10 protein-coding genes are annotated in these 11,955 nt (G+C 60.5%); 7 read left to right on the top strand and 3 right to left on the bottom strand.

Translation table 11 applies throughout. The features are described 5' to 3' along the window. Positions 1-4 precede the first annotated feature (4 nt). From SNL23_RS22110 to lpxC, 4 genes are all read left to right on the top strand, one after another. Positions 5-871, top strand: coding sequence for a cell division protein FtsQ/DivIB (locus SNL23_RS22110; protein ID WP_029615882.1), 867 nt, complete (start codon positions 5-7; stop codon positions 869-871). A 15-nt stretch (positions 872-886) separates the two neighbouring features. Then, a complete protein-coding gene (gene ftsA / locus SNL23_RS22105; protein WP_003216224.1) occupies positions 887-2,149 on the top strand; it encodes a cell division protein FtsA in 1,263 nt (420 codons plus the stop codon). Between the two features lie 65 nt (positions 2,150-2,214). Continuing rightward, a complete protein-coding gene (gene ftsZ, locus SNL23_RS22100; protein ID WP_003216225.1) occupies positions 2,215-3,411 on the top strand; it encodes a cell division protein FtsZ in 1,197 nt (398 codons plus the stop codon). A gap of 112 nt (positions 3,412-3,523) precedes the next feature. After that, positions 3,524-4,435, top strand: coding sequence for a UDP-3-O-acyl-N-acetylglucosamine deacetylase (lpxC, locus tag SNL23_RS22095; RefSeq protein ID WP_003171886.1), 912 nt, complete (start codon positions 3,524-3,526; stop codon positions 4,433-4,435). Positions 4,436-4,590: 155 nt separating this feature from the next. Here the strand turns inward: lpxC and SNL23_RS22090 are convergent, their stop codons facing one another. The 3 genes from SNL23_RS22090 to SNL23_RS22080 all read right to left on the bottom strand — a co-directional run bounded on the left by SNL23_RS22090 (position 4,591) and on the right by SNL23_RS22080 (position 9,044). Further along, positions 4,591-6,090, bottom strand: coding sequence for a GGDEF domain-containing protein (locus SNL23_RS22090; RefSeq protein ID WP_318303514.1), 1,500 nt, complete (start codon positions 6,088-6,090; stop codon positions 4,591-4,593). Positions 6,091-6,141: 51 nt separating this feature from the next. Further along, positions 6,142-7,635 (bottom strand): sensor domain-containing diguanylate cyclase, encoded by a 1,494-nt coding sequence (locus tag SNL23_RS22085; protein ID WP_318303512.1) that lies wholly within the window; start codon positions 7,633-7,635, stop codon positions 6,142-6,144. Between the two features lie 86 nt (positions 7,636-7,721). After that, entirely contained in the window at positions 7,722-9,044 is a 1,323-nt protein-coding gene (locus SNL23_RS22080; RefSeq protein ID WP_076014380.1) for an OprD family porin, read from the bottom strand. Between the two features lie 348 nt (positions 9,045-9,392). Between SNL23_RS22080 and SNL23_RS22075 the strand changes: the two genes are divergently transcribed. The 3 genes from SNL23_RS22075 to SNL23_RS22065 all read left to right on the top strand — a co-directional run bounded on the left by SNL23_RS22075 (position 9,393) and on the right by SNL23_RS22065 (position 11,934). After that, positions 9,393-10,367 carry a 2-hydroxyacid dehydrogenase gene (locus tag SNL23_RS22075; protein ID WP_076014379.1) on the top strand — a complete coding sequence of 325 codons (975 nt, stop codon included), beginning with the start codon at positions 9,393-9,395 and terminating at the stop codon, positions 10,365-10,367. A gap of 178 nt (positions 10,368-10,545) precedes the next feature. Next, positions 10,546-11,448, top strand: coding sequence for a chemotaxis protein CheV (locus SNL23_RS22070; RefSeq protein WP_063027220.1), 903 nt, complete (start codon positions 10,546-10,548; stop codon positions 11,446-11,448). Between the two features lie 3 nt (positions 11,449-11,451). Next, positions 11,452-11,934: a GNAT family N-acetyltransferase gene (locus SNL23_RS22065; protein ID WP_076014378.1), complete on the top strand. Its 483-nt coding sequence runs from the start codon at positions 11,452-11,454 to the stop codon at positions 11,932-11,934. Positions 11,935-11,955 lie beyond the last annotated feature (21 nt).

The raw sequence follows: 11,955 nt of genomic DNA, 5'->3' as shown, positions 1-11,955 counted from the left end.
GACCATGAACGGCGCATCGCTTCGTCATCAGCAACCCGCTCCCGGCCGCAAGCCGGTACCGCGTGGTGCCAGCCGAATGGTGGCTAAAGAGCCGATGTCGGCGCGCATGCCGAAAGCCAATTTTGGTTTTCTGAAGGCGCTGTTCTGGCCGGTGATTCTGGTGGCGTTGGGGTTTGGTACGTACGAAGGCGCCCAGCGTCTGCTGCCGTATGCCGACCGGCCGATCACCAAGATCAGCGTGCAGGGCGACTTGAGTTACATCAGCCAGCAAGCCGTGCAGCAGCGAATCGCCCCGTTTGTGGCGTCGAGCTTCTTCACCATCGACCTGGCAGGCATGCGTTCCGAGCTGGAACAGATGCCATGGATTGCCCACGCCGAAGTTCGTCGCGTGTGGCCGGATCAGGTAACGATCCGCCTGGAAGAACAGCTGCCTGTAGCCCGTTGGGGCGATGGACAGTTGTTGAACAACCAGGGCCAGGCATTTGCGCCCCGCGAAGTGGCGAATTACGAGCACCTGCCGCAGTTGTTCGGGCCGCAGCGGGCGCAACAGCAAGTGATGCAGCAGTACCAGGCGTTGAGCCAGATGCTGCGGCCGTTGGGTTTCTCGATTGCGCGACTGGAGTTGCGCGAGCGGGGCAGCTGGTTTTTGACCACGGGCGCAGGCAGTTCCGGCCCGGGCATCGAGTTGTTGCTGGGACGCGGCAACCTGGTGGAAAAGATGCGCCGTTTTATCGCCATCTATGAAAAGACCTTGAAAGAACAGATTACGAACATTGCGAGCATCGACCTGCGTTACGCCAACGGCCTTGCCGTCGGCTGGCGGGCCCCTGCGGCGCCCACGGCAGCGCAACCTGCTGTCGCGAAGAATTAAGAAGAGGCAGGACCCATGGCAAACGTGCAAAGCGGCAAAATGATCGTCGGTCTGGATATCGGCACCTCCAAGGTGGTGGCGCTGGTAGGCGAGGTCGCGGACGACGGCACGCTGGAAATCGTCGGAATCGGCACGCATCCGTCCCGGGGCCTGAAGAAGGGCGTGGTGGTGAATATTGAATCCACCGTGCAATCGATCCAGCGCGCCATCGAAGAAGCGCAGCTGATGGCCGGTTGCCGGATTCACTCGGCATTTGTCGGTGTTGCCGGCAACCACATCCGCAGCCTGAATTCCCACGGAATCGTGGCGATTCGCGACCGTGAAGTCAGCTCGGCTGACCTGGAGCGGGTACTCGACGCAGCGCAAGCCGTGGCGATCCCGGCTGACCAGCGCGTGCTGCACACGCTGCCGCAGGACTACGTGATCGACAACCAGGAAGGCGTTCGCGAGCCCCTGGGCATGTCGGGCGTTCGTCTGGAAGCCAAGGTTCACGTGGTGACCTGCGCCGTCAACGCTGCACAGAACATTGAAAAATGCGTGCGTCGCTGCGGCCTGGAAATCGACGACATCATTCTCGAGCAGTTGGCTTCGGCTTACTCGGTACTGACCGACGACGAAAAAGAACTGGGCGTGTGCCTGGTGGACATCGGCGGCGGCACCACAGACATCGCGATCTTCACCGAGGGTGCGATCCGTCACACCGCCGTGATCCCGATTGCCGGTGACCAGGTGACCAACGACATCGCCATGGCGTTGCGCACACCGACCCAGTACGCCGAAGAAATCAAGATCCGTTACGCCTGCGCTCTGGCCAAGCTGGCCGGTGCCGGTGAAACCATCAAGGTGCCGAGCGTGGGCGACCGTCCACCGCGCGAACTGTCGCGCCAGGCGTTGGCCGAAGTGGTCGAACCGCGCTACGACGAACTGTTCACCCTGATCCAGGCTGAACTGCGCCGCAGTGGCTACGAAGATTTGATCCCGGCCGGCATCGTGCTGACCGGTGGCACCTCGAAGATGGAAGGCGCGGTCGAGTTGGCCGAGGAAATCTTCCACATGCCTGTCCGCCTGGGCGTGCCCCATGGCGTCAAGGGCCTGGGCGACGTAGTGCGCAACCCGATTTATTCCACCGGTGTGGGCTTGCTGTTGTACGGGCTGCAAAAGCAGACCGACGGCATTTCCCTGTCGGGCCCGAGCAACCGCGACAGCTACAGAAGCGACGACGAAGCGAAAGCGCCGTTGTTCGAGCGGTTGCAGGCTTGGGTGAAAGGCAATTTCTAAAGATTTACCGCAACACCGTTTCAAGTAGTAGGCGAAAAAACTAGAGAAATGAAAGGAGAGGGAAAATGTTCGAACTCGTAGACAACATCCCCGCAAGCCCGGTCATCAAAGTGATCGGCGTCGGCGGTGGAGGCGGCAACGCTGTCAACCATATGGTCAAGAGCAACATTGAAGGCGTTGAATTCATCTGCGCCAACACTGACGCCCAGGCCCTCAAAAGCATCGGTGCACGCACCATCCTGCAATTGGGCACAGCCGTGACCAAGGGCCTGGGTGCCGGCGCGAATCCGGAAGTCGGCCGTCAAGCCGCTCTGGAAGACCGCGAGCGCATTGCTGAAGTGCTGCAAGGCACCAACATGGTGTTCATCACCACGGGCATGGGCGGTGGTACTGGTACCGGTGCTGCGCCGATCATTGCCGAAGTGGCCAAGGAAATGGGGATCCTGACGGTTGCCGTCGTGACTCGTCCGTTCCCGTTCGAAGGTCGCAAACGCATGCAGATCGCCGATGAAGGCATCCGTCTGCTGTCCGAAAGCGTCGACTCGTTGATCACCATTCCCAACGAGAAGCTGCTGACCATCCTCGGTAAGGACGCAAGCCTCTTGTCGGCTTTCGCCAAGGCTGACGATGTACTGGCCGGTGCCGTTCGCGGTATCTCCGACATCATCAAGCGTCCGGGCATGATCAACGTCGACTTTGCCGACGTACGTACCGTTATGAGCGAAATGGGCATGGCGATGATGGGCACTGGTTGCGCCAGCGGTCCGAACCGTGCACGTGAAGCCACTGAAGCGGCCATCCGCAACCCGTTGCTGGAAGACGTGAACCTGCAAGGTGCACGCGGCATCCTGGTGAATATCACCGCCGGTCCTGACCTGTCCCTGGGTGAGTACTCCGACGTGGGTAGCATCATCGAAGCCTTCGCTTCCGAGCACGCCATGGTCAAGGTCGGTACTGTTATCGATCCGGACATGCGCGACGAACTGCACGTGACCGTTGTTGCTACCGGCCTGGGTGCAAAAATCGAGAAGCCTGTAAAGGTGATCGACAATACCGTCCATACCAGCCACGCCAGCCAGCAAGCTGCCGCTCCAGCGCCTTCGCGCCAGGAACTGCCGTCTGTGAACTATCGTGACCTGGATCGTCCGACCGTGATGCGCAACCAGGCTCAGGCCGGTGCTGCTGCGTCCCGTAGCCCGAATCCGCAAGATGACCTGGACTACCTGGACATCCCGGCTTTCCTGCGTCGTCAGGCCGATTAATGGAATGTATCAGGGCTATGAAGGTGATTGGTGTTCAGCAAAGGTCTGGTCTGCTATTATCGCCAGCCTTTGTTGATACCAGTTCGCAATTTGCGCTGAAGCGGTCCAAGCCATGATTAAACAACGCACCCTGAAGAATATTATCCGTGCCACAGGTGTAGGTCTGCACTCCGGGGAGAAGGTATACCTGACCCTCAAGCCCGCACCTGTCGACACCGGCATCGTGTTTGTTCGTGCCGACCTGGACCCTGTGGTGCAGATTCCTGCTCGCGCGGAAAATGTTGGCGAAACCACGATGTCGACCACGTTGGTCAACGGTGACGTCAAAGTGGACACGGTGGAGCACTTGCTCTCGGCCATGGCCGGTCTGGGCATCGATAACGCCTACGTCGAGCTCTCCGCGTCCGAAGTCCCAATCATGGATGGCAGCGCCGGACCCTTCGTATTCTTGATTCAATCTGCCGGCCTGGAAGAACAGGACGCAGCCAAGAAGTTCATTCGCATTCTGCGGGAAGTGACAGTAGAAGACGGCGACAAGCGCGCCACCTTCGTCCCGTTCGAAGGCTTTAAAGTGAGCTTTGAGATCGATTTCGATCACCCGGTATTCCGTGACCGCACACAAAGTGCAAGCGTGGATTTTTCCAGCACTTCGTTCGTAAAAGAAGTCAGCCGCGCCCGTACCTTTGGTTTCATGAGTGACATCGAGTACCTGCGCAAGCACAACCTCGCACTCGGCGGCAGCGTTGAAAACGCCATTGTGGTCGACGCGGATGGTGTACTGAACGAAGACGGCCTTCGCTATGAAGACGAATTCGTGAAGCACAAGATCCTCGATGCAATCGGTGACCTCTACCTGCTGGGCAATAGCCTGATAGGCGAGTTCAAAGGCTTCAAGTCGGGCCACGCCCTTAACAACCAGCTGCTGCGCAAGTTGATTGAGCAGACAGATGCTTGGGAAGTCGTGACCTTCGAAGATGCCAGCACCGCACCGATCTCTTACATGCGTCCCGTCGCGGCGGTGTAAGTAACAACTCTCTTTCCTTTTGTTTTTAAAGGCTGCCTTCGGGTGGCCTTTTTTTATGTGCGCCAGGCATGGCGCGTTTTGATCATTCCCACGCTATGCGTGGGAATGCTGCCAGAGACGCTCCGCGTCTCGCTTTATTGACACGCTTGCCACCATCACAGCGTGGCAGCATCAACAACGCGATTGCGCCCGGTGTGCTTGGCTTCATACAGCGCCTGGTCGGCGCTCAGCAGTAACTCCTCCAGTGTGATACGGCTATTTTTGGTCCAGGTACTCAGGCCAATGCTGACGGTAATCGGCACAGTATCCCCGCCCACCCGCGGCAGGTGCTCGACGCTGCTGCGGATATGTTCAGCAATCAACAACGCGCCCTGGCTGTCGGTATGCGGCAGCACCACCGCAAATTCTTCGCCACCATAGCGAGCCGCGAGGTCAGCAGGGCGGCGGATATTGCCGTCGATTACCTGCGCCACCGTGCGCAATGCCTCGTCGCCACCTTGATGGCCATGTCGGTCGTTGAAGGCCTTGAAGTGGTCCACATCGATCATCAGCACCGTCAATGGCTCGCCTGAACGCTGGGCGCGGTCCCATTCCAGGCGCAGGCGCTGGTCCAGCGTGCGGCGGTTGGCCAGGCCGGTGAGCGCATCGGTGGCTGCCAGTTCTGACAGTACCTGCTCGGCGCGATGGCGCCTGCGCAGCTCCATGCAGAGCATCCAGGTCAGCCATAACAGGCCAATGCACAAAACCCCGGTAGCGCCGCTGATCAGCAGCGCTGCACGCTTCCAGGGCGCGAATATTTCCTCTGTCGACAAGCCTACGACGACGACCAGCGGTAAATCCCCCACAGTCGAGAAGGTGTAGAGGCGTTTTTCCTCATCCACACTTGAGGTACCACGAAAGTTGCCGTCGCGCTCTTGCAGGATGCGAGCGACGTTGGGGCGCTGACTGAGGTCCTTGTCGATCATGTCCCGTTCCAGCAACGGCTCTTGGGCCAGCAGGATGCCCTGCTGGTTGATCAGGTTGATGGTGCTGTCGTTTCCAATATTCAGGCTGCGGAACAGTTGCTGGAAATACGACAGGCGCATGGACGCCACGGCAACCCCGAGGAATCGCCCGTCAGGCCCGGAAACCCGACGGCTGAATGCGACGCGCCATTGGTCCTCACACACGCAGCGCGCCATGAAGGGCCGGCTGATAAACAGGCCCAGGTCGGGGTTCTGTCGGTGAGCCTGAAAGTAATCACGGTCGGCGAAGTTGGCGGCTTTAGGCGTCAGCAACGAGGAATCGGCAATCACCTCGCCGGCCTTGTCCAGCAGCAGGATGTCGCCCTTGTACGGCGCTGCTTCCGAACGGTCGAACAGCACCAAGTGGCGGATGCTCGCCGATACACCTGCCAAATCACTGCGTTCGGTCGCTGCGATCAGGCCCTTGATCGATAAGTCGTACAGCTCGACGTTGCGCAGTACGTCGGCGTCGATCAGTTGGGTGATGTTATTGGCGCTGCGCTGGGCCGCCTGCAAGCTGTTGGCGTGTTCGCGGGTCAGCAACACGGCGACCACCAGCATGATCAGCAGCACCGTGACACAACTGCCGATGATCAGCAGCAGCTCCGGGCGGTAGGTAGGACGGGGCGGACGGGTGGTGCTTGGGCTCATCGGGCGTACTTCTGCTTCGAGGATGCCTTTAGCGTAGTTGCTGATAACGGCTCATGTGGTCTGGCTGTGAACGGTGCGGTTGCGCCCGGAGTGCTTGGCGTCATACAGCGCCCGGTCGGCGCTCAGCATCAACTCTTCGAGTGAGCCACGGCTGCGTTTGTCCCAGGTACTGAGGCCGATGCTGACGGTGACTGACAGCGCGTCCCCGTCCGCCGGTGGCAAGTGCTCCACCGCGCTGCGGATATGCTCGGCGATGATGCTCGCGCCTTCGTCGTCGGTATCCGGCAGGATCACCGCGAACTCTTCGCCGCCGTAACGGGCCGCAAGGTCGGCGGGGCGACGAATATTGCTGCCGATGACCCGGGCTACGTTGCGCAATGCCTCGTCACCGCCTTGATGGCCATGGCGGTCGTTGAAGGCCTTGAAGTGGTCGACGTCGATCATCAGCAATGCCAGTGGTTCGCCCGAGCGTTGCGCGCGCTCCCATTCCAGGCGCAGGCGCTGGTCGAGGGTGCGGCGGTTGGCCAAGCCGGTGAGGGCGTCGGTGGCCGCCAGTTCCGACAACACCTTCTCGGCGCGATAGCGGCGGCGCAGTTCCCGGCGCAGCATCCAGGTCAGCCACAGCAGGCCTATACACAGCACACCGGTGGCGCCACTGATCAGTACGGCGGCACGCCTCCAGGCGGCAAACACATCATCGCTGGACAGCGCCACCACCACAATCAGCGGCAGCGCGCCGACGCTGGTGAAGGTGTACAGCCGTTGCGTGCCACTGACGGTGGAGATGGCGCTGAAACTGCCGCTGCCTTCACGCAGCATTCTTTTGAAGTTAGGCCGCGCGCTCAGGTCCTTGTTGATCATGTCGCTTTCGAGCAGGGGTTGCTGGGCAAGCAGAATGCCGTCGTTGTTCACCAGGTTGATGCTGCTGCCGCTGCCGATGGTGAGGCTATTGAACAACTGGTCGAAATACGCCAGGCGCATGGTCGCCACCGCCACACCGGCAAATTCGCCGTTGGGCCCGGGCACCCGGCGGCTGAATGCGATGCGCCAGACTTGATCGCAGTCGCAATGGATCTTGAAGGGCCGGCTGATGAACAGACCCGCATCGGGGTTCTGCTGGTGGACCTGGAAATAGTCGCGGTTGGCGAAGTTGCGCGACGTGGGGGTCAGCGTCGAGGAGTCGGCGGTGACCGCGCCGGCCTTGTCCAGCAGCAGGACTTCACCTTTGAAAGGCGCAGCAGTGGACTGGTCGAACTGCACCATATGCAGCACTTCGGCGGAAACCTGCGGCAAGTCATGGCGGGTGGTTGCGGTGATCAGGCCGTTCAGGGCCAGGTCGTAGAGCTCGACGTTACGCAATACGTCGGCGTTGATCAGTTGGGTGATGTTGCTGGTGGAGCGCTTGGCCGCCTGCAGGGCGCTGGCGTGTTCGCGAGTCAGCAGTACGGCAACGATGATCACGATCAGGATGACGGTAAGGCCACTGCCCAGAATCAGCAAAAGCTCCGGGCGTGCAGGCTGGGTAAAGGCGCGGCGTTCACTCATGGGACTGGCTTCGGCACTCAAGATGCTGGCAGTTTAGTTCCATGCTGTGAAAAATAAGTCGTCGCCGCTAAAAGAAAACTTGAAGGTTAAAAAACGTCAATCGGGTAGTCGACGATCACGCGGTATTCATCCACGTCCCGGTCCACTGCCGCGTAGCCATTGCCGCCGCGATTGGTTGCCCACTGCAGGCGTACAGCCAGGTCCTTGGCCTTGCCGCCTTGCACCACGTACTTGAGGTCGATGTCCCGTTCCCAGTGCTTGGCGTTCTTGCCGTCGGCGCTGTACCAGGATGAGTAACCACGGCTGTCCGGGTCGACGGTGGTCAGGTCGGTCTTGCCGCTGATATACGACACCGCCGAGGTCAGGCCTGGCAGGCCCAGCCCGACGAAGTCATAGGCGTATTTGAGCTTCCACGAGCGTTCGTTGGGGCCGTTGAAGTCTGAGTATTGCTGGGAGTTGTCCAGGTAAACGCTGTCGCCCTGGCTGATGTAGTCGAACGGGGTGTTGCCGTTGACCCGCTGGTAGGCGGCGGTCACGGTGTGATTGCCGACGCCGACTGTGAAATGCAGGCTGTAGGTGTTGTTGTCGATGTTACCCAGCAGGGCTTTGCCGGTGTCCTGGGTGTGGTAGTAGTGCAGGCCCGGGTTGAGGCTGACCAGTTCGTTCAGTTGCCAGGTGTAGTCCAGGTCGTAGTAGTACTGGTTCCAGATGTCCTTGAGTTCGGACGCGTACAGGTTGCTGGTCAGTCCCGGCAGGCCGCTGAAGGACACGCCGGCCCAGTCCATGTGCTGGCTGTCTTCACCGTTGGGCAGGGCGCCGTAGCTGGTGCCGATGCGCCGGTGGCCGCTCTGGTTGTAGAGCTTGGTGAAGCTGGCCTGGCCGCCTTCGAACATCCAGCCGTCCAGGCTGTGGTTGGTCAGGCTCACACCGCGGAAGGTCTGCGGCAGCATGCGGGTCATGCCGCCGGCAATTACCGGGTTGTTGAGGAACAGGTCGCCGGCTTTCAGTTCGGTGTCGAAGGCACGCATTTTCAGGGTCGCGCCGGCGGTGGAGAACGAGCCAGGCGCTTTACCATTGCCGGAGCTCACCGGCAGGATGCTGGAACCGTCGGTGCCGCCACCGCCGTCGAGCTTGAGGCCGAGCATGGCGTTGGCGTCCAGGCCGAAGCCGACGGTGCCTGGGGTGTAGCCTGATTCGAAAATGCCGATGATGCCCTGGCCCCATTCCTTGCTGTCATCGGTGTGAATGTCGCGACGGTCGCGGTTCATGTAGTAGTTGCGAGTGTTGATCTTGAAGCTGGAACCTTCGACGAAACCGTCGGCGGTCGGGGTGTCTGCCGCGTGGGCAAGGGGAACGATCGTTGCAGCAATCGCGAGGAATAACGGGGTGAACGTCAGCGAGGTTTTCACCGGTGGAGCTCCTTTGGGTCAATCGAAACCGGCCAGTGTTGTGGGGTTCCTGGCCTTTTTTCAGCGCAAAAAAAAGCCGCTGAACTCAGCGGCTTTAAGACAGATTCCCAGTGTAGAGCCCTGGAAATAAGTCGAGGGAAATCGGGGGAGAGCGGGTCGGTCTTAACCGCTGCGCTCATCGATGCGACAAATTAGCGCAGGTGAGCGGTGCGATACAGAGTGTAACAAGATAATGACTGTTGCCCAAATCGCAACAGTCTGGTGGTGTGGACGCGGGGCGTCCTGACAACCCCACGCAAGAATGTTAGCGTGCTTGCCATTCCCACGTAGTCGATGAGCCCGCCTTCCATGAAAAAGACTGTCCTCGCCTTCAGCCGCGTCACCCCGGAAATGATCGAACGCCTGCAACAGGATTTCGACGTTATTGCGCCTAACCCAAAGCTGGGCGACATCAATGCCCAGTTCAATGAGGCTTTGCCGCACGCCCACGGGCTGATCGGCGTAGGCCGCAAATTGGGCCGCGCGCAACTGGAAGGCGCGAGCAAGCTGGAAGTGGTCTCCAGTGTGTCGGTGGGCTACGACAACTACGACCTGGCGTACTTCAATGAGCGCGGGATCATGCTCACCAACACTCCCGATGTGCTCACCGAAAGCACCGCCGACCTGGCCTTCGCCCTGCTGATGAGCAGCGCCCGCCGGGTCGCCGAACTGGATGCCTGGACCAAGGCTGGCCAGTGGAAAGCCAGTGTTGGCGCGCCGTTGTTTGGCTGTGATGTACACGGCAAGACCCTGGGCATCGTCGGCATGGGCAACATCGGCGCGGCTATCGCCCGTCGTGGTCGCCTGGGCTTCAATATGCCGATCCTGTACAGCGGCAACAGCCGCAAGACCGAACTGGAACAGGAACTCGGCGCGCAATTGCGCAGCCTCGACCAGTTGCTGGCCGAAGCGGATTTCGTCTGCCTGGTGGTGCCGTTGAGCGAGAAAACCCGCCACCTGATCAGTCATCGCGAGCTGGGGTTGATGAAGTCCAGTGCGATCCTGGTGAACATCTCCCGTGGCCCGGTGGTGGATGAACCGGCGCTGATCGAGGCCCTGCAAAACCAGACCATCCGTGGTGCCGGCCTGGATGTGTATGAGCAGGAGCCGTTGTCGGAGTCGCCACTGTTCCAACTGAGCAACGCCGTGACCCTGCCGCACATCGGCTCGGCCACTAACGAGACCCGCGAAGCCATGGCCAACCGTGCCCTGGAAAACCTGCGCAGTGCGCTGCTGGGCCAGCGTCCGCAGGACCTGGTGAACCCGCAGGTGTGGAAGGGCTGATCACGGCTTGTTGTGTGTAGGAGCGAGCTTGCTCGCGAAGAACTTGAAGGCGATGTATTTATTCAGGCTGCCCGCGTTATCGTTGACGTTTTTCGCGGGCAAGCCCGCTCCTACAGTTTTCAGCGTGCAAGTCGATAACGGTCTATAGATCGTCATCCCTGATCCACAGAAGGTTTTTATGTCCACCACCAAAGCCCGCGCAGACTCACTCTCGCTTCTGCTCTTTACCTTGCGCAGCGGCAAGCTGATGGCGATCAACCTGTTGAAAGTCAGTGAAATCATTCCCTGCCCGCCGCTGACCAAGCTGCCGGAGTCGCACCCGCACGTTAAAGGCATCGCCACCTTGCGCGGCGCCGCCTTGTCGGTGATCGACCTGAGCCGGGCGCTGGGGGAAATGCCCCTGCAAGACCCGGATGGTGGCTGCCTGATCGTCACCGATGTAAGCCGTTCCAAGCAGGGCCTGCATGTGCAGGCGGTGAGCAAGATCGTGCACTGCCTGACCACCGATATTCGCCCACCACCGTTTGGCTCCGGTGGCACGCGTTCGTTTATCACCGGTGTGACCCAGGTCGAAGGCGCCTTGGTGCAGGTACTGGACATCGAAAAAGTCATCCACGGCATTGCCCCGGCGCAGATCGAAGCGGCGCCCACCGACCTGACCATGGAAGAAGCCGAAGTGCTGGGCAACGCCCGAATCCTGGTGGTGGACGACAGCCAGGTGGCCCTGCAGCAATCGGTGCACACCCTGCGCAACCTCGGCCTGACCTGCCACACCGCCCGCAGCGCCAAGGAAGCGATCGACCGTTTGCTGGAGCTGCAAGGCACTGTCGAGCAAATCAACGTGGTGGTCTCGGACATCGAAATGTCCGAAATGGATGGCTACGCCTTCACCCGCACCCTGCGGGAAACCCCGGACTTCCAGGACCTCTACGTGCTGCTGCACACCTCCCTGGACAGTGCGATGAACAGCGAAAAAGCCCGCCTGGCCGGTGCCAATGCGGTGCTCACCAAGTTCTCCTCCCCCGAACTGACCAAGTGCCTGGTGGTGGCGGCCCAGACCGTGGCGCAACAAGGCCTGTGATCGGTGGGTGAATACTTCCAGTTGCTGCGCCGTGACCTCATCGGCAGCCTGCCCGCGCCGCAATGGCCGGCAGATATCCAGCTGGATCATTACCACGAAGCAATGGCTCCGGCGATCCACGCGGTATTGAGCCTGGCCCAGGAACAAGGCGGCGGACGCGTCGGCCCCCTTGAACACTGGCGCCAGCAGTTCATCACCGACGCCGAGTTCGACCCGAAGCTGTGCCTGGTGGCCAGTAATGCCAGTGGCATCCTCGGCGTGTCCCAATGCTGGACCAGCGCCTACATCAAGAACCTGGCCATTCATCCGTGTGCCCAAGGCATGGGGCTGGGCCGGGCGTTATTGCTGCACACGTTCCACGTGTTCAAACAACGCGGCGAGGCGTTTGTCGACCTCAAGGTGCTGGAGTCCAATCGGCGGGCCCGGCACCTGTATGAAAGTGCCGGCATGGTGTTTGTACTTCGGGACCTGGTGCCCGAGGAATAGAAGCACTGGCGCATAACTTGC

Origin of the sequence: Pseudomonas sp. SED1 (assembly GCF_034044025.1) — a bacterium.
Lineage (GTDB): Bacteria > Pseudomonadota > Gammaproteobacteria > Pseudomonadales > Pseudomonadaceae > Aquipseudomonas.
Note: the sequence above shows the minus strand (reverse complement) of the source record. Positions and strands in the feature narration are given on the sequence as shown.